Source organism: Sphingomonas sp. Leaf37, from assembly GCF_920939475.1.
GTDB lineage: Bacteria > Pseudomonadota > Alphaproteobacteria > Sphingomonadales > Sphingomonadaceae > Sphingomonas.
The window spans coordinates 144,120-165,219 of sequence record NZ_CAKLAX010000005.1 but is presented as its reverse complement, the minus strand read 5'-3'; the positions used below and the strand labels follow the sequence as shown (position 1 = coordinate 165,219).

The window sequence follows — 21,100 nt, the reverse complement described above, 5'->3', positions numbered from 1 at the left end:
CGCTGACGTTCTGTACAAGGATCTGGCATGCAAACCTGTATTCAAGTAGCGACAATCTCGAGTACGGCTTTGATACCGAGGATTGGCGGCGAAACTGGTGAGGACTGATTTTTTTGCCGATCCCCACCATGCTATTTAAAATGCCAGGATTATTCAGCTGTTTGAGTTACCAAGGTGCGCCTGTGCAGCAGCTTTGGCATCGCTCGCCTTACGAGGCTTTGCAGCTTTCCCGTCTACCTTGACAGCGTTTGTCTGGCCCGGCTTGCGACCAAGGCCAATTTTCTTCGCCATGGCCTGTCGTGCTGCGGAGTATGTCGGGGCGACCATGGGGTAATCCGCCTTCAAGCCGAAGCGTTCGCGGTATTCCTCCGGGGTCATTCCGTTGGTCGATAGGTGGCGGCGCAGCGTCTTATAAGGCTTGCCGTCAATCATACTGATGATGAAATCTGGCGAGGCCAGGGATTTCCGCGCCGATACAGCAGGGGTATATTCCTTCGTGAGTTCGGCAGCCGTGGCGTTGGCATCTTTGCTAGCCGACAAATCTGTGATTGTCCGATGCATTTGCTGCAAAAATGCTGGCACATCGTCGGCATTCACTCGATTGTTCGTGTTGCCAAGCCAAGCAATGGTCAGGTCGGCGGCGAGAGCGACCGTAGCCGAGTCGGATTCGGAAGACATGCTGTTACTCATCTTATGAGGGGCCTATGCCCATAAACTCAAACCAGCTTTCCTTCAATAAGGATCATCAAATACTACATCTTCCGAACGCATGACAGTTCATGACGATGGCGATACCAACACCACAAAGGTCGAGTCACTGCCGTTACATCATCGACGATCACCGCCACCGCCGCAGACGCTAAATTCGCCTATTGGCCGTCTTAAACGCGTTAGAACGCCGTCGTAGTCGTGAGGCTATCCAGGTAACCTAAGGCCCCGGATTGGCGTCTGGCGGCGGACGAACGGTCCTTAAGGCAATTTTCGTAAGCCTGCGGTGATCTGCCTGGTATGGCGAGGAGCGACCCTTGGCTACGTTACGCAGCGACAAGGGCGATCTGTCGTGCTCGCAGCTTCAATGCGAGCAAGCTTCCTACCAGGCCTATATCGGCACTAGGCTGACCGTACTTGTCCGATGACGGCGGCAACGTCGGGGCACCACCACCGTAGCCAACGCGAATGAACGCTGATCCACCAGCCAGTCTCTGGAAGATCGCCTAGTCTTTCTCACCGCGGGCCATCCGCCCGCCGCTGTACGGCGCCCTCTCGGCATTGATGTAGCCGAGTTGCACACCGCGTGGGCTCATCACCGCAATGGCGTTGCTGTCGTGCTTGTTCGTCGGCTCCGGGATCAACTCGATCGGTTCGCCGGGCAACGTCATCATCGCCTCGGACCGGCAGTTGCTGCCGTCCGTGTTGGGGAAGTCGATGCCTATGACGGCCAGGGTAAGTTCCTGCATATGCGACCTTTAGAGACGAATGCCGCAACGCATTAACCGCAAGCGCTTGACGGGATGTCGGCGGACGCGAAGAGTCGCAGCCGAGCAGCGGACAACGATCCGCTGCCGCAAGGGAGAGGTTCGATGAAGACGCAATACGCCGCCGCGCTATTGGCGGGTACAATAGTCGCGGCGCTGCCCGTCCACGCCCAGACGGCGAACACCGCACAGACAGCCTCGCAGAAGGGCACATCCTACGACCGGATGGTCGTGTTCGGCGACAGCCTCGCGGACGGCGGCTACTATTTGACGCTTGATCCGCGCCTTCCACGCGAAGCCGGCAGCTTTACGACCAATCCCGATCCGGTATCGCCCGAAGTGCTTGCCGCGCGCCTGGGTCTGCCGCTGGCACCCTTCTACGGGCAGGGTGGCACCAACTACGCAGTCGGCGGGGCTCGCGTTACGGCGGCCAACGCGCTGTCGATCCCGGTCACTACGCAGATCAGCAATTATCTCGCCGCAGGCGGTAAATTCGGCCCGCGCGATCTCGTCTATATCCAGGGCGGCGGCAACGACTATTTCGCGTTCCAGGCGGCTGGCAGCACTAACAACGCCATCCTAACCACCGCCGCGACGCAGCTGGCCGATCAGGTGCGACGAGTGCAGGCGGCTGGTGCGACGCGCATCATCACCCTGGCCGTGCAGACCGGCGGTGCCGCGGGGCTCCAGCTATTCAACAGTACCTTCGCCAGCGCGCTCGCGGCCGGAAACGTCAACGCGCTATACTTCGACACCGATCGGCTGTTCAACGAACTCGTTTCGAGTCCTTCGACCTATGGCTATACCAATGTCACCGGCGTCGCCTGCACGGTACCATCGTCGCTATCGTGCACGCGCAGCACGCTGGTGGCGCCCAATGCCAACGAAACCTACATCCTCGCTGACAGCGTCCACCCAGCCGGCATGACCCAGCGGATCCAGGGACAGGCGATCGCCAGCTTGGTGCAGGCACCGGAACAGATCGCCGGGCTCGGTTATGCCGCACAGGCGATGTTCCGGGCGCAGCGCGACCTCATGGAAGGGCCACAACGGGGCGGCTCGCAACGGCTAGGGCGTGGGCTGTCGGTGTTCGGCAGCGCGGCCTATCATTATTACAGCACCGGGACCTCGGCTCAGCACGTTGGCCTGACCGAGCGCGGCTTCACTGGGGCGGCCGGTGCGGACCTCGCTATCGGCGCAGCATCCGGCGTTGGCGTTGTCGGCGGCTATTCCAGCGGCACCGGTGATTTTGCCGCGGGCGCCGGCAGCTACAAGCCCCGCGCATGGTCGGTCAGCGGCTATGCTCGCGGAGAATTGGGGCCGGTGCGTCTGCTTGCCGACGGCACCTATGGCGAGATCGACTATCGCCGCATCCGGCGCTCGGTCCAACTTGGGCCGGCGCTGCGCAGCCACGAAGGCCGCACTGACGGTGACTATGTCGCCGGACGGGTTACCGCCGCCTTCGACCTCTTCGCCCGTGGCGGCGTGGCGTTCGGTCCTGACGTGGCCGTTCAGTACGACCGGGTGCGGCTCGACGGCTATGCCGAGGGGGGCGGCCTATCGACGGCAGCGACCTTCGGCGACCAGCAGATCGAGAGCCTGACGGGCCGCTTCGGCGCGGTGGTGCGATCGGTTCCCGGTCAGCCCGTCCGTATGTTCGCGCGGGCAGGCTATGAGCGCGAATTCGACGACGATCCTCGAACGTTCACGATCACGCCGACCGGCGCGCCGATCAGCTTTACCAGCGACGTCATGCGCGCTGACCGCAGCTACATGAGCTATGCGTTCGGTGTTGACGGACAGATTGCCGGCGCTCTGTCGTTGCGGGGTGGCGTATCCGGCTACGCTCTTCGCGATGATCGGGATAGCGTTACCGCTTTCGCGGGTCTGTCGGCAGCTTTCTAAACGAACCCCAGAGGCAAAGCGCGGGGCGGCGGATCAAGCTGCCGCCCCAACTGCTCAGATTGGCTTCGCGCCAGGCGTGCCGCACTTGGCGAACTTACCGTTCGCGGCCTTGCACCGCGTCGCCTTCACGGGAGCCTTGGGCGGGCATTTCGTGAACTTGCCCTTCGCATCCTTGCATGGTGCTGCGATCGATGGTGTGGCGGTCACCAGCAGACCCAAGCTAGCCGCGGCGAATAGAAGTTTGCGCATCAACATCCTCCCGCCCGGTGATCGGGCTGATCGATGCTGCGTCCGCGCCAACGCGCCGTCAAATGACAATCAGGTTAGGATTTTACTCCCCTCCACTGCAGGGGGCGAGCCATGGCTGAGCTTCGATGCCGGTCTGTTCGATGAACCGGTCAGTCTAGCAGTTGGGTAAGTCGCCTAGTTCGAACAGTCGGTTTCGGCGCAAGACAGCTTCTGCATTCGTCTTGATCCCGAGCAACGTTGGGCACTTGGTGAAGAATGCCGCGTTTGTCGACGATGTCGAAAGCTAGAATCCGAAGCAATGGTGATGCCGTTACGTGGTGGTTGGTTGCCGTGATGGCAATGGTCTGCACGCTGACGGTCCTTGGGTTGGGCTTCAGGATCGCGATGCCACAGAGCCTCATTCCTTTAGTCGGCTTGACGTGCCTCTTATCGGTGATGCTGGTCGGGAAGGTGCGGAACCGGCCGTCGCTATACGAAGGTGCGGCGGCCTTCCTGCAGATGACGCTATTTACGCTGATCGGCGTCGTTCTGTCCTATGGCCTGGCGGCCCGTGCCGGACCGCTGTGGGACAGGCAATTCATTGTCTTGGACCGGGCAATGGGTTTCGATTGGCCGTTCCTCTTTGCCGCAGCGGATCGCCTCCCGGTCGCGCTTTGGATCGGCGGACTGGCGTACCATAGCCTCACACTACAGATGGTCGCCTGCATCCTGGTGTTGAGCGCGACCAGCCAGGTGGACCGGTTGCGCACTGCGGTGACCGCCGCGATTGCGAGCGGCTTCGTTACAATACTGATCTCCGGTCTGATGCCGGCACTCGGCAACGTTTTCGACCCCGGGCTTTACATCCACCTTTGGCCATCCGTCGCGTGGAGGGAGCAAGGCATGCTCGTCGGACTTCGCGACGGAAGCTGGCGCACAATCGATCTCACGCAGATGATGGGCATCGTCACCTTCCCCAGCTACCATGCTACCCTGCCCATCATCCTGACTTGGGCGGTCGGCAAGACCTCTTGGGGCCGCATCATCGCCCCGATCTGGGCAACCGTCACGATTTTCGCCACGCCGCTATTCGGCGGTCACTACGCTGTCGATGTGCTTGCAGGTGCAGGTCTGGCCGTACTGGCGCTGTGGATTGCACCGACGTTTTCTTCCGTTGCGGCGTCCTTGAATGGATTCAGTGTTTCAGCGACCGGCTCTTTAGCTGTCATCGTTCGTTCTGTCCGGAGATGGCCTGCCGCTCGAACTGCGATGCGGGAGGAATAATCCGGAGCCGATAATGCAATGGTCTGAGAAGCTCGCTCTAGTTGTAGGCATGGTCGTGTTCATGGAATGCTTCGCGTGGGCGACGCACAAATACGTGATGCATGGATGGGGGTGGGGTTGGCATCGCTCTCACCATGAACCTCGATCTGGCGTGTTCGAGAAGAACGACCTGTACGCTCTGAGTTTCGCCGCCATTGTCATCGGCATGTTCGTCGCCGGCCTGCGGTGGGAGCCGCTTTGGTGGTGCGCGCTCGGTATCACAATCTACGGTGGCATCTATGCATTCGTGCACGACATCATGGTGCACCAGCGTTTCGGCATGCGGTGGGTGCCACGACGCGGCTATTCAAAGCGGCTGCTGCAGGCGCATCGCCTCCATCACGCGGTAAAGGGGAAGGACGGGGGCGTCAGCTTCGGTTTCTTGTTCGCACCGGATCCCGCGAAGCTGAAGCGCCGACTGGCGGAGCGCGTAGAACAATGATTCGCCGTCGCGACGGCTCTGTCCTCAGCCTATTGCTTGCGCTTCTCATCGGGGCGGCGTGGACGACGATCCACGTCGTCGGCATCTTTTTTTGGGAATGGAGTGCCGCATCTGCGGTTGCGGCGGTGGTGCTGGTCCTGTTGCAGGCGTGGCTGAGCACCGGCCTTTTCATCATCGCGCACGACTGCATGCACGGTTCATTCGCTCCCGGGCGTCCAACGATGAACACTGTGGTTGGCACGATCTGTCTGGGCGCGTACGCCGGCCTGTCTTACGGAGTGCTCTACCCCAAACATCACGCCCATCACGCGGCGCCCGGAACGGATGCTGATCCCGACTTCAACCCTACCGGACCGTGCAATGCATGGTCTTGGTTTATAAGATTTTTCACCGGCTATTACACTCACGCACAGATCGCGCGCATCACAGTGGCAGCGATCATCTACATGCTGCTCGGTGCCTCGCTTGTGAACATCGTTGTATTCTGGGCCATCCCTGCGCTCGTCGCGCTAGCTCAGCTTTTCCTGTTCGGGACCTATCTGCCCCATCGGCATGAGGCGACGCCGTTCGCCGATGCGCACAACGCTCGGGGAAACGGCTATTCGCCACTTGGCGCCCTCGCTACCTGCTTCAACTTCGGAACGTACCACCACGAACATCATCTCAGCCCGATGATTCCGTGGTGGGGGCTGCCGCACGTGCAGCGGTCATCTGAACGCTTCGTCGATCCGGGCGGCGGCGCTCGCGGCCCCGCCGGCGGCCTTCATTTCAACGGATAAACTAGCCGCCACACGGCGGTAGCTCGGGTCCGACATAACGCGCGTCAGCTTTGCGGCTAGGCTGCGAACCGTGACGAAGCCGGGTGACGCGACCTCGCCGGCACCCAGCCATTTCAGGCGCGCGGCCGTGCCGGGCTGTTCGAATGCGATCGGCAGGGCCACGATCGGCACGCCGGCCGCTAGCGCATCGAGCGTGGTGTTGAAGCCGCCGTGCAGTACCGCTGCGGAGCAGCGCCGCAGCACGCTCTCTTGCGGCCAGAAAGCGCGGACTAGCGGATCGCCGGGCAAGGCTGCAGCCTGCGTCGAACTTAACCCTCCGCCATGCCCGATCACGGCCCTCGCGCCGATGGTCGCGCATGCCGCCGACATCGTGGCGAACAGCCTGCATCGAGAGCCTTGGAGCGTCCCGAGCGAACAGAATATCAACGGCCGATCGTCCTCTTGAAGATCAGTGTCCACCAATGACTGGACACGCCAGGGACTGCCGTAATGGAAGTTTGGTGGCAGGTGCTTGCGGGCGTAGTCCAGCGCCTGCGGGCATTGCGCCACATAGACGCGGGCTTCGGTCTGGCCATGCGAGAATCCGGCATTGCTTCGGTAGCCTTCCAGCATATCGGTGACAGGGCGCATCAGCCGTTTCGCAACCCAGTAGCCGCCGCGGTTGCGGAACCGTCCGGTCGCGTTGGCGCTATACTTCCAGCCGAGATACGGAGGTGGCACATCAGGTTCGCCGAGCAGCGGTAGACCGGTGACGCTGACTGCGAACGGCAGATCCAGAGATTGAGCAAGAAGCTCGCCTGCCGGCTCTGCGGAGTCCGCGATCAGTGCGTTCGCCCCAATCCTATCCAGCGCGCCCGGAGCATGCTTCAGAAGCCGCTCGCTCATTCTCGCCGTTGCCTGGATCATGCGCGTAAGACCGACGGGACCTGTGGGAGCGGCAAGAACCGCATTGTATTCAGCAAGGGATTGCTCTGCGTCGATCACCATCGACAATGGCTCGAAGCCCATCTGCGTTCGACTGATAAGTGGGGCTACGTCCGCCTGGTGCACAAAAGTGACGCGATGCCCAAGGCTCATCAGTTCGGCTCCGAGAGCCTGCAACGGATTGACGTGACCTGGGGTCGGGGGTGCGATGATCGCGAAATGACGGCGGGCGGTGCTCAAGCAGGGTCCGATCGGCAGGAAAGCAGCTGCATCAGGCTCTTAGATCGTTCTCGACCCCGGGCATCCTCACCCCGGAGGCGCCGCATACGCGTGATCGAGCGCTAAAGCCTTAGCATCGATCATGCCGTTATCGAATTTGTAATCGAGTACGGCGGGTCCGGAGCTCTGCGATGCAATCGTGATCTGATCACCGCCATCCGTTGAAATAAAACTATGTTCTCGCGGGTCGCTGCTGAGCGGGCGGTGCCTTGCCAGTAGGGCATCGGATCTCCACGCTGGATGAATGGACTACGAAGATCAACTCATTCCTCCGCAGCGCCGAGTGAACGAAGGCTCGGAAATTAGCACCGTTGAACGTGCATTCCAGCTAGCGCGCACCGGGGCGTGCCATTCCGTCAACGACATTCGCGAACGGCTCCTGCGGGAGGGGCACGCGAACGTCGTGAGCCATACCTCCGGGATGAGCATCAAAAAGCAACTCAACGCGATATTGGCGGCCCGTGGCGTGACCAGAAGCGCCGCCAACGAAGACGACGAGATCAGCGAGTGATGCGATGTCGCCGTCCGACCCTTTTCGATGTTGAGGTGGCGATTGTCGGGACAGCGGTGATTGCGGGCGCGGTATCCACCTTGTGGACAGCGGCGCGCTGGTTGGGTTTGGTCTGACGTCCAACCGCGCACGCCTATTGAGGGAACCTGTGACGCTGTTCGGGCGCTTGGGCGCTAAGTGAGCGCGGGACGTAGCCCGGCCGAAAAAGGTTCCGGTCGAGCTGTTCTCGAACTCCGGCAAGGCGTTTGCCGTCCGCGAAAAGGGCGGCCGCCGCGCAGTAGATCTTATTCTGTGGGATTTCCTTGGTGAGGGACCGCCCACCAAGGGTGAGATGTGGTTCGCCTTGCCGGAACAGCCTGTATTCGGCGTCGCTGGGTTCTGGCAGCAGACGGCGAAGGGGACGGTTTTTACGATCATAACCTGCGATCCGACCGGCGATGACGTCGGTTCATCCGCAATGCAAGCGCAGCAGTCGATCCGCGAAAGGCACGAACAACCGTCGTTCACCGCGGCGCGAGACGCTCCAGTGGTAGTGAATGCCCTGCAGGTGTCGATCCTGTGAGCTGTGGGTCGAGTTCGCCGGCGTTGATTGCGGCTTCGAGTGCATCCAGCACCGCCGGAAGCTCTTCAACCTTCCAGAACGTCACCGCCTGCCCGCCTATGACCATGGGCTGGCCATCCGGGCGGGTGGGTGTGAATGCCACTCGTCCAGCGTCGTCAGGGACGAGCCACTGCCCGCCGGCTTGGGTGGACTGGTTCATATCAAACGCCGCTCGAGCCTGACATAGCTTGTCGAGCAACGCGGATCGTTGCGAGGCTGTGTCGCCCGAATTGGCGGCGACCGCAGCAACAGAACCAGCGGCGCTGGCAGCGCTATCAACGAGATCCTTCGGTGACATATTCCTGGCTCCGTATCCGCGCGCGTTATCACACTGAGATCGTTCAACGATCTGGCAGCCACATCGGACCCGGCCGGGCTAATTATGCTACGACATATGGGTGATCCGCACGGACGATGTCGACCGTTTCGCCGATCGCCTCAAAACGGGCAGTAGCTCAGATCACCCGTCAAGCTATTGAGGCGAGCATTGGCGCTGCTTCAACCTAGCGATCGAATTTGTCCTGATTGTTCTCGCTCATAATGGCGCTAAACCATCTTAATATGGGGGAAACCAAATTCGATCGCCTGACTGATGGGCAAAAGGAATGCCTTCGGCTGTTTCACGCCCGTTGGGAGGTGAAAAACATCGCGCGGCACATCGGGCGCAGCCCCGTGACGGTCAATCAACGGCTGGCGGCAGCGCGCCGACATCTTGGCGTAGATCGTAGCGCGGAGGCGGCTCGTCTCCTCTTCCAGTACGAGGGCGGCATGTATGAACCGCCTATATATGAGCCAGAGATAGTGGTGCTGCCGCCCGTTGAAGCGGCACTCCTCGCGGACAGTAGCGGTGAGGGGAAGCATATCTTCCCTTTGCCGTTTCCAACGGGAGGAAGACCGCACAATGAGATGACTTTCACCGTAAAGCTCTTCTACTCGCTCGTGCTGGCAGCGATCATCGCCCTTGTGTTTGGCGGATGCGCCGCTGCCTTAAGCAGCCTTTCCGAAATGTTCTGACCGGCACAAGCAGCTGGTCAATCTTGCGCTATCAGCGCCCGGAGAAAACCATGCCCCACATCGTTCAAGAAGCCGCCGCCTCGATCGTTTCCGAACTCGCTCCGTTCGAATGCGCCATTGATGTTGCGATTGCCCGCGCCGGTCGCTTCCTTGCGTCTCTCGCCGAGGGTACAATCGAAGCACAGGTCGGCCCTCTACCGATTCATTCGGCGATGATGAACACATTCGCGACCGTCGCCGCGTTAGGGGAAGTTCGTAATGGCATCGCCGCCACCCGACGCGAACTTGTGCTGACGCGAGCCAAATTTGGCATGCAGGAAACCGCAATTGGCAGTCTGCCCGGTTGCCCGCCCATGGAAGCCGTGCTGACGAACGACACGATCATCGCCTAGAGGGTTCGACGCGGCGGTAATGTGGCTATTGTATCGTTATGCTGACCGTCGCGTTGATCTTTGTCCCCGTCATCTTCCTATGTATCCTTGCCGCCACGCTGATCTACGTCGGTGTCCGAGGCGAGAGTGCCGAGCGTTGGTGCATCATCGCCATCACGATCGGTTCGCTTGCGACAGGCATCGCTGCCAATCGTGGCCCGGTTTGGTACAGCGCAGAAACGGGCATCTTCATGGTCGATGTCGCGACGCTCATCGCCTTCATCGTCATCATGGCAAGGAGCACGAGGTTTTGGCCTCTTTGGATCACGGCCCTTCAGATCATAGCGGTGATGACGCACTTGGCCCGCTTCCTCAAACCGCAGACCGTCCCAATGGCTTACGCGGTCGCGGAACAGTTGTGGGTCTACATCATGATCGTGATCCTGATCGTCTCAGTACGGCAGCAACGATCACAGAACGCCTTCGCGAAATCAGTCGGCTCGTAACTGATTACATTCACGCCCCTGCTCGCGTGTCGGATGGGCCTCATGACCTATTGAAAACCGCCGAAAACATTATCTTAGCAAGAGCGAAGCGTCGGAAATATCTCCGCTCAAGTCTCTTTATTGAGCCTGACTGGGATATGCTGCTCGATCTTTACGTGGCGGGGCTTCGAGACAGGACGATCGCTGTTACGTCACTGTGTATCGCTGCAAACGCACCTCCAACAACAGCTCTGCGCCACATCAGTGTCATGGTGCAGCGTGGTGAAATCATCCGGGTCCCTGATCCAGAAGATCGAAGACGTGCATATCTCAAGTTGTCCGACGAAACACGCGTGAGAATCACCGCTTGGATAAAAGACTGCACTTAAACGCTGGCAGCCGACAGGGACTAAACAATAATGCGCGCATACTGGATCAGCTTCAAAATTGGCGATGCGACGGTGCGAAGTTCAACCGCCGCACGCCGCCAACAAGCCGTTCAACAAGTCATCGATGATATATCGAAAGATTGTTGGACGGAGACCACCTGCTTCGCAATCTTCCGGTCCGATCTTTCCCTGAAAGCCATTGCTATTAAGCTGAAAGCGGCAATTAACGTGCAGCACGACGTGTTCGTCATCCGCACAGTGGAAGCCCCGTACGCGATCGTATGTGGCAAGAATCCTAGCAATCAAATTCTAGGATTGATTAAATACATTGAACTTATATGAGATCGTAAATGTCAGTGCTGATCATGCATCGCATTATCGACAGTCCGAATATCGCTAAAGTCCTGCTCAATGAATTCACCTAATGCCGCACGGAAGCCAGGGTCGATCGCCTCCAGAAGCTCAACCTCAAGCTCCCAAACAGCCTGCTTTATAGCCGCCGCTTTATCCGGATCAGGCAACTTGGTCCTCCAACGTTTGATCGCTACTCTATCGATTATCCGATAATGCCGCCATCGCTTCGTCGGATCCTGCCAGAAAATGGGCCGGTTGGTTATCAGGTCGGGTAGCCGCCACCCTCGGGCAAGTAGCGGTGGTAGGCCACATACCAGCGATAGGTGCCGGGCAGGCTCCGTCAAACCAAATGCACCGGCCGGTAAGGAGGGCAGGGTAGGAGCGTGACGATGCCCCGTGCCCGCAAGCCTGCCTCACCGTTCCGCTACTTCAACTCGTCACCGGAGGTAATCCGGCTGGTCGTGCTGATGTACGTGCGCTTCCCACGGTCGCTGCGCAATGTGGAGGACCTGCTGTTCGAACGCGGGATCGACATCTGTCATGAGACGGTGCGGCTGTGGTGGAACAGTTTCGGTCCGCTGTTCGCAGGCGACATCCGCCGCCAGAGGGTGAGCCGCATGCGGGGCTTCCGCCACTGGCGCTGGCATCTCGACGAGATGTACGTGAAGCTGAACGGCGAGATGGTCTACCTATGGCGAGCCGTCGATCACGAGGGCGAGGTGCTGGAGAGCTACGTTACGAAGAGCCGCGACAAGGCGGCGGCCCTTGCCTTCATGAAGAAGGCGCTGAAGCGGCACGGCTCACCTGAGGTGATCACCACCGACGGCCTTCGCACCTACGGTGCGGCGATGAACAAGCTGGGCAACCGCGAGAAGCAGGAGGTCGGACGCTGGGCCAATAACCGGGTGGAGAACAGTCATCTGCCGTTCCGACGACGAGAGCGAGCGATGCTGCGGTTCCGGCATATGAAGACGCTGCAAAAGTTCGCCTCTGTCCACGCCAACATCCACAACCACTTCAGCCTCGAACGGCATCTCGTCGACCGACAGACCTACCGGAAAAGACGCTCCGCTGCACTGGCGGAGTGGCGGAGTGGCAGATGCTAGCTAGCTAGCCCGTCTCCTTCAAAGACCTATTTGCATCGTGTGGAGAGCGGTTCGCATTAGACTGACAGCACCGATCAAACACCTAGCTTGATTAAAGATGACCGGCAGTGCTTTGGCTGGACGGGTCCAGCCTTTACGTTCCGAGTCCTGGCGATCGGTTCTGGACGGCCGACACACCTTCGTCCCAACCCTAATTAGCGATAACACTGATTCCTGCTAATTACATTCTAGTGTGATTTCTGGTAGTCGATTAGCCGTTTCAACGGCGCGGCGCGGTCTCCCGTACGGAAGCCGGTCGAATTAACGTGATGCGCAGGAGCTTGGCTTGACCATTGATGATCAGATTGATGCAGCGGCTCGCGTCGATCGTGCAGACCTGGATGCGATCGTGGCTGATGCGCTGGTGGTCGTTGATCGAGTTCAGTCCCTTGAACCCTATCTCCCGCAGCTCGCCCCCCAAGACCGCGAACGTGTCGACGACTATGTCAAGCGCGCGTCCGCCGATGCGACCTTGCGTGCCTACAAGTCGGATTGGCGCCTCTTTTGCGCGTGGTGCCAGGAATCCGGGTATCGTCCGCTCCCCGCGACGCCGGCGACAGTCGCGGCGTTCCTGACGCTGCTCGCCGAGAGCGGATTCACCCCTCAAGAGCCTCGGCGGACGAAACGCGGCACGGTACTGCCGCGCAAAGAGCCGGTGCCGCTCGGCCGCGCGACGATCGGCCGCCGGCTAGCGGCTATCGTCTTTGCTCACCGTGCTGCGGATATCGAGCCGCCGACTTCCCAACCGGACGCGGCTCGCCTCGAGCGCGCCATGCGTGGCATCCGCAAAGACAAACGCAGCGAGTTGCCTGGCAAAAAGCGCCCCGCTGACGGGGACGTGCTACGTGACATGTTGCGCGCGATCATTGGTGAAGATCTGCGCGCTTATCGCGATCGCGCATTACTCGCGATCGGCATGGCCGGTGCATTTCGGCGTTCGGAGCTGGTCGGTATAACAGTAAGCCAAGTAATTGAGGACAGCCGCGGACTTCTCGTGCGGATCGCCGCGTCGAAGACTGACCAAGAAGGCAAAGGGCATACTGTCGCAATTCCAGATGGTCGGCGCCTTGAGCCTGTTCGGCACTACCGCGCCTGGTTGGAGATCGCCGGGATCACCAGCGGTCCTGTCTTTCGCAAGCTGACGCCTCAAGGCCGTCTGACCGAAAGGCCTATGAGCGCTCAGGGCGTTGCGCTCGTGGTAAAGGCCGCCGCTGTCGCTGCTGGCTACTCACCTGAACTGTTCTCCGGTCACTCCCTCCGCGCCGGCTTCCTTACAGAAGCCGGTCGACAGAACGCCAATCTCTTCAAAATGAAAGAGCACAGTCGGCACTCCTCCTTAGAGATGGTTGCTGAATATGTGCGTGATCATGAGCGGTTTCGGGAGCACGCGGGTGAAGGGTTTCTGTAAGCAGACATTCCCTTCTCCCGCTCGCGACTTTCGGACAGGCGTTCATATTGAGCATCACCAGCCAGCGTGCGGTGGCCACATCGGTTTGCCGCCAAGGGGAAAGATTGTCAGGCTCGGTCGTGTTTGTCGCACCTCCATGTGCTGTAAACCGCACTACGGTAGCGACGGCCAGCGTCAGCAGCATGACAGCGTATCTGAGGCGCTTCAGATGGCTGTGATCTTCCCTTGGTCCGACGGACACTCTGGGTTAGCCGGTCATGCGCTGCTCGGCTTGCTCGGGAGTTAGATACCCGAGGGCCGAGTGCATCCTAATAGCCTTCGATGTATCCGAACAGCGCCTGTCGGGCTTCCGCCTGGGTCGCCCAGCGGCATTGATGGACCAGTTCGACCTTCAGGGTGTGGAAGAAACTCTCCATCGGGGCATTGTCGTAGCAACTGCCGGTGCGGCTCATCGAGGGCACGGCGCGGATCGCCGACAGGTAATCGACATAGGTACCGGCGGCATATTGCGACCCGCGATCCGAGTGGCAGATGAGGCCGGGCGCTGGACGCTGCCGCTGAGCGGCCATCATCATGGCAGCGAGTGGCAACTCGGTTCACATATGGTCACGTATCGCGCACCCGACGATCTTGCGGGTTGCCAGGTCGAGCACCGCAGCCAGATACAGCCAGCCTTCGCCGGTCGCTATGTCGGTGATATCGGCGAGCCAGATCGTACTCGGCGCGGTCGCCACAAAGTCCTGCGCCAGCAGGTTCGGGGCAATCGGCAGATAGTGACGACTGTCGGTGGTGCAGGGCCGGAACCGGCGCCCGGCCAGCGCACGGATGCGGTGTCGACGCATCAGGTGCTCGACCCGGCCACGGCTGCACTGCCGGCCCTCCGCCCGCAGGGCGGCATGCATCCCGGGAGACCCGTAGCGCCCCTGATGGCGCGCCTGGAGCCGAGCGCGCGAACGCCAGGTTCGCCGTCGTTCGCGCGCTCGGTGCCCGGCCACGCCAGTCGTAATAGCCGCTCCGCGACACGCCGAGCATGCGGCACATGACGTTCACCGGCCAGGTAGACGCATGCTGCTCGATAAAGGCGAACTTCACCGCGGCATCTCCGCAAAGATGCCGACGGCTTTTTTTAATATGTCGCGCTCCATCCGCGCCCGGTCCAGCTCGCGCCGCAGCCGCGCGATCTTAAGACGCCTGATCCGCTGGCGACGCCAGCGCCGATACTGGCGGCTTCGCCGCCGGGCTTGCCGGCACAGCGCTGCCATCCCCCAACTTGCGCTGCCAACGACGCAACATCGTCGGCATAATCCCCAACTCGGCGGCCACCTCGGTCTGCATCCGACCGCTCGTCTCCCACAGCGCCACCGCTTCACGCTTGAACTCGTCCGTGAACCGACGCTTCGTCGTAATTGCCATTATACACCTCCTGGCTCCGCAGAACCTATCATCGGTGTCCGTCAAACCGAGGGAAGATCAGCCATCGCTCTCGCTGCTACACCGTCATCTCCTGGCTATGACCAATGAGTCCTGAGCGTAGAGGCTGTTATGAACCTGCAGCGAGTGCGGCAGCCTGCTTCATCATGAGGCAGGCGAAGGCGACGATGTGAAGTCCTGCGAGTGTTTCGGCATAGCGCTCGGAATCTTTGACGAGACGCCTGAAGCGGGTCGCCCATGCAAATGACCGCTCGACGACCCAGCGTCCCGGCAGGAGGACGAAGCCACGTTTGGCCTCTGGCAGCTTGACGACTTCGAGCGCGATGCCGTGCCTGCTTGCCGCGCTGGCGGCCCGTTCGCCGGTATAGCCTTGATCGACCCAGGCCAGTTCGACGGCGTTGTCGGTGACCGCCTAGACGGTACGCGCGAGCCGTTCCACCTCGCCGCGATCCTCCGCACTGGCCGGCGTGACGTGGAGCGCCAGCAGATGACCCAGCGTGTCGACGGCCATGTGGATCTTCGAGCCCTTCTTGCGCTTGCCCCCATCATAGCCGGCGCGTTCGCCGCTTTTGGGCGTGGAACGTAGCGTCCGGCTGTCGATGATCGCAGCGGTCGGTTCGGCCTTGCCGCCTGCCGCCAGACGCAACACCGCACGCAGCTCGTCCACCAGCGCTTCGAAGCAGCCCGCCGCCAACCACCGCTGCGTCTGCTGGTACACAGCCGCCCAGGGCGGAAGATCGTTCGGCATCCACCGCCGCGGCGCGCCGGTCTTCACGATATAGCGCAGACCGTTGAACACCTCGCGCAGATCGTGTTCCCGCTGGCCGGCATCCTCGCGCTGCAACAGCAGGTACGGCGCAACCAGCGACCATTCCTCGTCGCTGACGTCAGACGGATAGGGCTTGCGACAAGTGTTCATTCGATGACGGATGAATCACGCACGCTCCCAAGTCCATAACAGCCTCTAGGCCTTGGTTCAGGCGCGGTCGCTTGGTCATCTGCCTCCTGTTCGCGGTCAGCGTAGCCGCCGTCAGATCGGCAATCCACTCGTTCCCGCTGTCCAAAATCTTTGGGCCGCCTTGGTTTTGCATTGCTAACCACCAGTGACATTGTAAGCTGTTACCTGGTCAGGCCTATCAGCTCTTAAGAGGCGGTAAGTATGCGGAAAATCCTTCCAGCGTTCGCAGTAGGTCTTTTGGGCACAAGCGGCATCTGTTTTGGTGCCGAAACCGTTTCATATCAATATGATGCTCTTGGGCGATTGGTAGCCTCATCGACGAGCGGCGGACCTGACAGCGGCGTTGCCACAGGTACAAGCTTCGATCCGGCGGGCAATCGCAGCCAGTACACCGTGACTGGCGCAGCAACGGCTCGCCGTGACCAGGCTCCGGTGAATACGATCAGTGAAAGAAAAGTGGAACAAAGATAGTGATTAGCCAGCGCTGTTGATCAAATGCGACAGCCCGCACTGCAAGATGAGCTTATGAGGAGCAGAGCGAAGTGAGAATCAACAACGGCACGGGAGTTTGTCGCTCTTTCGCTCAAGTGATTATGATCGGGCTTACGGTTCCATCCGCCGTGCAAGCAGAAGATCAGATCCGAACCCCAGCCACCGGGCAGGCTCAGTCCGCCAAGGGCGGCGGCACCACCAACGCGCTGCCTGGTTGCGGTGTCGGTGGCGGCGAACCCGAAACGCCCCCAGGCCCCCCGCCCCCGGTCAAGTCCGCCTTTGCCAGCAGCCCAGGTGGGGTCGATATGCGCTCGGGCAGCTATAGCTTTGAGAATGAGGATCTTTCGATCGGCAGCGGTGGCGACGCGCTATCTCTCAAGCGCGTCTTCTCGTTTGATGGATGGGATGGCAATGTTCACCAACGCTTCGGCAAATTTTTTAATCACAATTGGTCGATTATGGTGCGCGAAAGGCGGGTTCCCGTCGGTGGTGCCTGCTATCCGAGTCAATTCGATTACAACGTCACCGTTGATTTCGGCGCGCTGAGTGAAGGTTTCCGGTCACGTTATCAGCCGATCGCGTTTGAGCAAACCGCTGCCAAAGCGGGGTATGCCGAATTGGCTGCGTCCGGTGGCTATACGTTCACTGCTCGGGATGGAACACGGGTCGTCTTTCCAGCGGTTTCGGGGGGGGCAGGTTGCGGAACCTGGATGGAGGCGTGCGCTTATGCCGAAAGCGTAACCCAGCCGGATGGCACGGTCTTCACTCTCAGTTACGAAAGCGGGGGAAGCCAAGGTAAACTCCGAAGCGTTGTCAGCAATCGCGGTTTCGCATTGCTCTTTGAATACGGCGGGGGTGAATTTGTCACCAAGGCATGCGTGATCAATCTTGCGGTCGCTCCAAAGCCAACGGACAATAGCTGTCCGATCGGCGCGGTGACGGCGACCTACGGCTATGCGGGCGACGTGCAGACCGTCGCCGCGATGCCGGCCGGCGGCAGCTGGTCCTTCGCGCAGCCGAGCGCCAATAGTTTCAGCCTGACGCGTCCAGGCGAAAGCGCACCGTTCGTCATCAACAGCTACGATCTCTATTCGGCGGACTACCCGCAGCGGAGCTTGGCGGTGACCCATCAAGCGCTCGCAGGTGGTACTTCATACAGCTACCAGTGGGATCTACTTGAGAATACCGGTGGCGATGGCTCGTATACCGCCGAAGTGACTGGCGGCAAGCTGACCGACTCCGCAGGCGGAACCGTCGAGGTCCGCTATGGTATGTATACCAAGCAGCAATGGGACCAGATGGCCCCACCCTATTATTATGCAACACCAGGGCCGGTCATGGTCAAGGACCAGTTAGGTCGCGTGACCAGTGCTGATTATTGCGACACCACGGCAACCAGTGGCCACTGTCCTTATCTTCAAATCCCGCCGCTCAAGCGAACTTCAAATCCGGAGGGTGATACTGAGGAATATGTCTATACTTCGTATCGCAACCTTTATCGCACGACCAGGATCGCCAAGCCCGGAACCAATTTAGCAAATTTGATCGAAACGCGCGATTATGGTGGGACGACCCCAGCGACCCGATCGAAGCCGACGGCGATCACCGACTCGCGGAGCAACGTCACCAACTTCTCCTATGACCCGACCCATGGCGGGCTGTTGTATGAACAGGGACCGGCCGACAGTAATGGCATAAGGCCGGTCAAGTGGAGGCATTATGTCCAGCGTTCGGCCTGGCTATCCAATGGCGGTGGCGGTTTCTACGCTGCTCCTCCGGTGTGGGTGATGGACTATGAGGGTACCTGCCGCACGACCGCAACGAATCTCAGCGACGGCAACTGCGGGGGCGGTGCAGCCGACCGGACGGTCACAACATACGATTATGGCCCCGACAACGGTTCGGCGGGCAATAACCTGCTGGTTCGGGGTGTTACTGTGACCGCGGACGGTCAGTCGCGCCGGACCTGCTACGGCTACGATGGGCAGGGACGACGCATCTGGGAGACGTCGCCGAGAGCCGGTCTCGGGGCATGCTACTGATGCGGCTGTTCCCACGCCTGTCCGGCCTTCAACTCGCCAGTGTCACGCTTCCGCTGGCGTCATTCCTTTTCCCTTCTGCTGCCTTCGCCCAATCCTCACCATCGCCCTTCACGAGCGGGACGCGGTACGATGCGGCGGGCCGTGTGACGGGGACGATCTCTGCAGACCCGGACTGGAGTCTGGGCGGTGCGAACGGAGGTGTGCCGTATCAGGCGGTGCGCAACACCTACGATGCGGCGGGGCGACTGACCCGGGTCGAGAAGGGATATCTGGCGGCGTGGCAGTCGGAAGGCACTGAGCCAAGCTATTGGTCCGGGTTCAACGTGGTGACGGTAGTGGACACCGCGTACGACGCGATGGGCCGGAAGGTGAGTGAGGCGGTGTCGCCGTCGGGCGGCTCCGCGCAGCAGTACACGCAGTGGAGCTATGACGGTCTGGGTCGTCCTGAGTGCACTGCGATACGGATGAACCCGGCTGCGTTCGGTGCTGCGGGGGCGTGTGGCCTGGGGCCGGAGGGCAGCTTCGGTCCAGACCGGATCACTCGCAACGTGCACGACGCGGCGGGGCAACTGGTTCAGGTGCAAAAAGCGGTGGGTACCGCGCTTCAACAGAATTACGCGACCTACGAGTACACGCCCAACGGCAAGCGCAAGGCCGTAATAGACGCCAACGGCAACCGGGCGGAGATGGGCTGGGACGGGCACGACCGGCAGGCGAGCTGGGTGTTCCCACACCCGTCGGCAGCAGGCCAGGTCAACGGCGGCGACTATGAGGCGTACGGTTATGACGAGAACGGCAACCGGACGAGCCTGAGGAAGCGCGACGGGCGCACGATCAGTTACGCATATGATGCGCTGAACCGGGTGACAGCCAAGACCTACCCGCAGGGCGGGGCGCGTGGTGTCTACTATGCCTACGACCTGCGGGGTCTACAGACCGCGGCGCGCTACGACGGTCCGGGCGGAGGCGATGCGGTCACCACCGGCTATACCGGCTTCGGCGAGATCGCGTCTTCGACGACGGCGATGGGCGGCACCAGCCGGACGCTGAGCTACCTCTACGATGCCGATGGCGGGCGCGCGCGGGTGACATGGCCGGATGGCATGCTGGTGCAATACCACCGCTACGACACCGGTCAGCCTTACTATTCCGATGTCAACGGCGCGCTGCCACTGTTCCACACGCCGCTGGACGCAGCCGGGCGGGTGGCGGCGCTCTACCGCTGGGGCGTGAATGCGGGCACGTGGAGCGTCTCGACCGGCTACGGCTATGACGACATCTCGCGCGTCAACCAGCTCAACCACGGCTTTGCGGGCGGCGTGCACAACGTCCAGACGGGGTTGGCCTATAGCCCGGCGGGTCAGATCACCAGCCGCACGCGCGACAACGATATCTATGCCTTCAACGGCTATGTCAGCGTGACCCGCGACTATCAGCGCAACGGGCTGAACCAGTACACCAGCGCGGGACCTGCGGTGTTCGGTTACGATGCCAACGGCAACCTGATATCCGACGGGGCCACGGCGTACGGCTACGATATCGAGAACCGGCTGACCTCCGCGTCGAACGGCGCGCAGCTCACCTGGGATCCGACCGGGAGGCTGTGGCAGACATCGGGCACAGGATATGGCACGCGCCAGTTCCTGTACGACGGCAGCGCGCTGGTCGCGGAGTATGACGGTTCCGGCGCGATGCAGCAGCGCTACGTCCATGGCGACGGCGATGACGTGCCGTTGGTGCAGTTCGCGGGCACGCAGGTGTCGAGCCCTTCCTACCTGTTCACGGACCATCAGGGCTCGGTGGTGACGCTGACCGACGCCAACGGGGCGGCCGTTTCCATCAACCGCTATGATGAGTACGGAATCACGCGCAACACCGCCAATGGCGACGTCGCGCCGGTGGGACGCTTCGGCTACACCGGCCAGGCGTGGCTGCCCGAACTGGGCATGTACCACTACAAGGCGCGGATCTATTCCCCCACGCTCGGCCGCTTCCTCCAGACCGACCCCATCGGATACGATGACCAGATCAACCTATACGCCTATGTCGCAAACGATCCGGTCAACGGGCGTGACCCGAGTGGGAAGTGTCTCTGGGACCTCTGCATAGCGGAGGTCACGGCAACCGAGGTGGTAGGCGCGACCGTCATCATTGGCGGAGCCTGCTACTTCTCGGGTGCTTGCCAGAGCTTCTCGGACGCTGTGCGAAAAGGCGTAGATTACGTTTTCAAGAAGGAAGATACGCCTGATAAAAAGGCTGACAAGCCTGCCGCCGCTTCAGAAGAGAGGGCAAAAAGCCAAGCAAAAGGAGTGCCGGACTCCCAGATCGGGCCTAGCGGCAAGCCTAAGATGCACAACGTGGATCATCCCACGAGGAAGGGCGCACGAGAAGCCGCTAGCAGGGATGCTCCAAGGGGTGGCCGGGTCCGCAATGATACGAGTCCCGCGAACGACAAACAGGGGCCGCATTATCAGGCGGAAAATCCTGACGGAACTAACGTAAAGCCTGTCATCCACCACAATTATCCGGAATGAAAACATGGAA

At 60.8% G+C, this 21,100-nt stretch carries 19 protein-coding genes and 2 pseudogenes; 13 read left to right on the top strand and 8 right to left on the bottom strand.

The window, feature by feature from the left end; genetic code table 11:
- Window positions 1–153: 153 nt before the first annotated feature.
- Both LRA87_RS17010 and LRA87_RS17005 read right to left on the bottom strand, forming a co-directional pair.
- Window positions 154–678 (bottom strand): MucR family transcriptional regulator, encoded by a 525-nt coding sequence (locus tag LRA87_RS17010; RefSeq protein ID WP_230781822.1) that lies wholly within the window; start codon window positions 676–678, stop codon window positions 154–156.
- 536 nt (window positions 679–1,214) lie between these two features.
- Complete coding sequence (locus LRA87_RS17005) at window positions 1,215–1,457, bottom strand: HIRAN domain-containing protein (RefSeq protein WP_230781820.1); 243 nt, start codon at window positions 1,455–1,457, stop codon at window positions 1,215–1,217.
- A 123-nt stretch (window positions 1,458–1,580) separates the two neighbouring features.
- Here LRA87_RS17005 and LRA87_RS17000 point away from each other — a divergent pair, with 123 nt between their 5' ends.
- Window positions 1,581–3,380, top strand: coding sequence for an autotransporter domain-containing protein (locus LRA87_RS17000; protein WP_230781818.1), 1,800 nt, complete (start codon window positions 1,581–1,583; stop codon window positions 3,378–3,380).
- Between the two features lie 54 nt (window positions 3,381–3,434).
- Here LRA87_RS17000 and LRA87_RS16995 read toward each other — a convergent pair whose 3' ends face one another.
- The gene (locus tag LRA87_RS16995; RefSeq protein WP_230781816.1) at window positions 3,435–3,629 is read right to left on the bottom strand and encodes a hypothetical protein; all 195 of its coding nucleotides are present in this window, start codon (window positions 3,627–3,629) and stop codon (window positions 3,435–3,437) included.
- Between the two features lie 255 nt (window positions 3,630–3,884).
- Between LRA87_RS16995 and LRA87_RS16990 the strand changes: the two genes are divergently transcribed.
- The 3 genes from LRA87_RS16990 to LRA87_RS16980 all read left to right on the top strand — a co-directional run bounded on the left by LRA87_RS16990 (window position 3,885) and on the right by LRA87_RS16980 (window position 6,152).
- Window positions 3,885–4,892 (top strand): phosphatase PAP2 family protein, encoded by a 1,008-nt coding sequence (locus LRA87_RS16990; protein ID WP_230781815.1) that lies wholly within the window; start codon window positions 3,885–3,887, stop codon window positions 4,890–4,892.
- Between the two features lie 151 nt (window positions 4,893–5,043).
- Window positions 5,044–5,373: a hypothetical protein gene (locus tag LRA87_RS16985; protein ID WP_329958607.1), complete on the top strand. Its 330-nt coding sequence runs from the start codon at window positions 5,044–5,046 to the stop codon at window positions 5,371–5,373.
- On the top strand, window positions 5,370–6,152 hold the full coding sequence (locus tag LRA87_RS16980) for a fatty acid desaturase (protein ID WP_230781804.1): 783 nt from the start codon (window positions 5,370–5,372) through the stop codon (window positions 6,150–6,152). Before LRA87_RS16985 ends, LRA87_RS16980 begins: the two co-directional genes overlap by 4 nt.
- On the opposite strand, the gene LRA87_RS16975 is transcribed toward LRA87_RS16980, so the two are convergent.
- Window positions 6,081–7,316: a glycosyltransferase gene (locus LRA87_RS16975; RefSeq protein ID WP_230781802.1), complete on the bottom strand. Its 1,236-nt coding sequence runs from the start codon at window positions 7,314–7,316 to the stop codon at window positions 6,081–6,083. The genes LRA87_RS16980 and LRA87_RS16975 overlap by 72 nt on opposite strands.
- A gap of 283 nt (window positions 7,317–7,599) precedes the next feature.
- Here LRA87_RS16975 and LRA87_RS16970 point away from each other — a divergent pair, with 283 nt between their 5' ends.
- Window positions 7,600–7,866, top strand: a complete 267-nt coding sequence (locus tag LRA87_RS16970; RefSeq protein ID WP_230781800.1) for a hypothetical protein — start codon at window positions 7,600–7,602, stop codon at window positions 7,864–7,866.
- 503 nt (window positions 7,867–8,369) lie between these two features.
- On the opposite strand, the gene LRA87_RS16965 is transcribed toward LRA87_RS16970, so the two are convergent.
- Entirely contained in the window at window positions 8,370–8,765 is a 396-nt protein-coding gene (locus LRA87_RS16965; RefSeq protein WP_230781791.1) for a hypothetical protein, read from the bottom strand.
- Window positions 8,766–9,028: 263 nt separating this feature from the next.
- Between LRA87_RS16965 and LRA87_RS16960 the strand changes: the two genes are divergently transcribed.
- The 4 genes from LRA87_RS16960 to LRA87_RS16945 all read left to right on the top strand — a co-directional run bounded on the left by LRA87_RS16960 (window position 9,029) and on the right by LRA87_RS16945 (window position 11,068).
- The gene (locus LRA87_RS16960) at window positions 9,029–9,481 is read left to right on the top strand and encodes a helix-turn-helix transcriptional regulator (RefSeq protein ID WP_230781789.1); all 453 of its coding nucleotides are present in this window, start codon (window positions 9,029–9,031) and stop codon (window positions 9,479–9,481) included.
- Window positions 9,482–9,531: 50 nt separating this feature from the next.
- The gene (locus tag LRA87_RS16955; protein WP_230781787.1) at window positions 9,532–9,873 is read left to right on the top strand and encodes a hypothetical protein; all 342 of its coding nucleotides are present in this window, start codon (window positions 9,532–9,534) and stop codon (window positions 9,871–9,873) included.
- Window positions 9,874–9,911: 38 nt separating this feature from the next.
- The gene (locus tag LRA87_RS16950) at window positions 9,912–10,358 is read left to right on the top strand and encodes a hypothetical protein (RefSeq protein WP_230781785.1); all 447 of its coding nucleotides are present in this window, start codon (window positions 9,912–9,914) and stop codon (window positions 10,356–10,358) included.
- A gap of 398 nt (window positions 10,359–10,756) precedes the next feature.
- Complete coding sequence (locus tag LRA87_RS16945) at window positions 10,757–11,068, top strand: hypothetical protein (RefSeq protein ID WP_230781783.1); 312 nt, start codon at window positions 10,757–10,759, stop codon at window positions 11,066–11,068.
- A gap of 11 nt (window positions 11,069–11,079) precedes the next feature.
- Here LRA87_RS16945 and LRA87_RS16940 read toward each other — a convergent pair whose 3' ends face one another.
- Window positions 11,080–11,247 (bottom strand): hypothetical protein, encoded by a 168-nt coding sequence (locus LRA87_RS16940; RefSeq protein ID WP_230781781.1) that lies wholly within the window; start codon window positions 11,245–11,247, stop codon window positions 11,080–11,082.
- Between the two features lie 222 nt (window positions 11,248–11,469).
- On the opposite strand from LRA87_RS16940, the gene LRA87_RS16935 reads away from it, so the two are divergent.
- Both LRA87_RS16935 and LRA87_RS16930 read left to right on the top strand, forming a co-directional pair.
- Window positions 11,470–12,186 carry an IS6 family transposase gene (locus tag LRA87_RS16935; RefSeq protein ID WP_230781930.1) on the top strand — a complete coding sequence of 239 codons (717 nt, stop codon included), beginning with the start codon at window positions 11,470–11,472 and terminating at the stop codon, window positions 12,184–12,186.
- A 325-nt stretch (window positions 12,187–12,511) separates the two neighbouring features.
- On the top strand, window positions 12,512–13,633 hold the full coding sequence (locus tag LRA87_RS16930) for a tyrosine-type recombinase/integrase (protein ID WP_230781779.1): 1,122 nt from the start codon (window positions 12,512–12,514) through the stop codon (window positions 13,631–13,633).
- A 247-nt stretch (window positions 13,634–13,880) separates the two neighbouring features.
- Here LRA87_RS16930 and LRA87_RS16925 read toward each other — a convergent pair.
- Window positions 13,881–15,046 (bottom strand): annotated as a pseudogene (locus tag LRA87_RS16925) (IS3 family transposase).
- Between the two features lie 127 nt (window positions 15,047–15,173).
- Window positions 15,174–15,983, bottom strand: a pseudogene (locus tag LRA87_RS16920) (IS5 family transposase).
- 581 nt (window positions 15,984–16,564) lie between these two features.
- Here LRA87_RS16920 and LRA87_RS16915 point away from each other — a divergent pair.
- Complete coding sequence (locus tag LRA87_RS16915; RefSeq protein WP_230781777.1) at window positions 16,565–18,556, top strand: hypothetical protein; 1,992 nt, start codon at window positions 16,565–16,567, stop codon at window positions 18,554–18,556.
- Window positions 18,556–21,090: an RHS repeat-associated core domain-containing protein gene (locus tag LRA87_RS16910; RefSeq protein WP_230781775.1), complete on the top strand. Its 2,535-nt coding sequence runs from the start codon at window positions 18,556–18,558 to the stop codon at window positions 21,088–21,090. Before LRA87_RS16915 ends, LRA87_RS16910 begins: the two co-directional genes overlap by 1 nt.
- Window positions 21,091–21,100 lie beyond the last annotated feature (10 nt).

Bases quoted from the DNA above. Each gene is read 5' to 3' on its own strand.
- LRA87_RS17010 (WP_230781822.1), bottom strand. From the start codon at position 678: ATGTCTTCCGAATCCGACTCGGCTACGGTCGCTCTCGCCGCCGACCTG.
- LRA87_RS17005 (WP_230781820.1), bottom strand. From the start codon at position 1,457: ATGCAGGAACTTACCCTGGCCGTCATAGGCATCGACTTCCCCAACACG.
- LRA87_RS17000 (WP_230781818.1), top strand. From the start codon at position 1,581: ATGAAGACGCAATACGCCGCCGCGCTATTGGCGGGTACAATAGTCGCG.
- LRA87_RS16995 (WP_230781816.1), bottom strand. From the start codon at position 3,629: ATGCGCAAACTTCTATTCGCCGCGGCTAGCTTGGGTCTGCTGGTGACC.
- LRA87_RS16990 (WP_230781815.1), top strand. From the start codon at position 3,885: ATGCCGCGTTTGTCGACGATGTCGAAAGCTAGAATCCGAAGCAATGGT.
- LRA87_RS16980 (WP_230781804.1), top strand. From the start codon at position 5,370: ATGATTCGCCGTCGCGACGGCTCTGTCCTCAGCCTATTGCTTGCGCTT.
- LRA87_RS16970 (WP_230781800.1), top strand. From the start codon at position 7,600: ATGGACTACGAAGATCAACTCATTCCTCCGCAGCGCCGAGTGAACGAA.
- LRA87_RS16965 (WP_230781791.1), bottom strand. From the start codon at position 8,765: ATGTCACCGAAGGATCTCGTTGATAGCGCTGCCAGCGCCGCTGGTTCT.
- LRA87_RS16960 (WP_230781789.1), top strand. From the start codon at position 9,029: ATGGGGGAAACCAAATTCGATCGCCTGACTGATGGGCAAAAGGAATGC.
- LRA87_RS16955 (WP_230781787.1), top strand. From the start codon at position 9,532: ATGCCCCACATCGTTCAAGAAGCCGCCGCCTCGATCGTTTCCGAACTC.
- LRA87_RS16950 (WP_230781785.1), top strand. From the start codon at position 9,912: ATGCTGACCGTCGCGTTGATCTTTGTCCCCGTCATCTTCCTATGTATC.
- LRA87_RS16945 (WP_230781783.1), top strand. From the start codon at position 10,757: ATGCGCGCATACTGGATCAGCTTCAAAATTGGCGATGCGACGGTGCGA.
- LRA87_RS16935 (WP_230781930.1), top strand. From the start codon at position 11,470: ATGCCCCGTGCCCGCAAGCCTGCCTCACCGTTCCGCTACTTCAACTCG.
- LRA87_RS16910 (WP_230781775.1), top strand. From the start codon at position 18,556: ATGCGGCTGTTCCCACGCCTGTCCGGCCTTCAACTCGCCAGTGTCACG.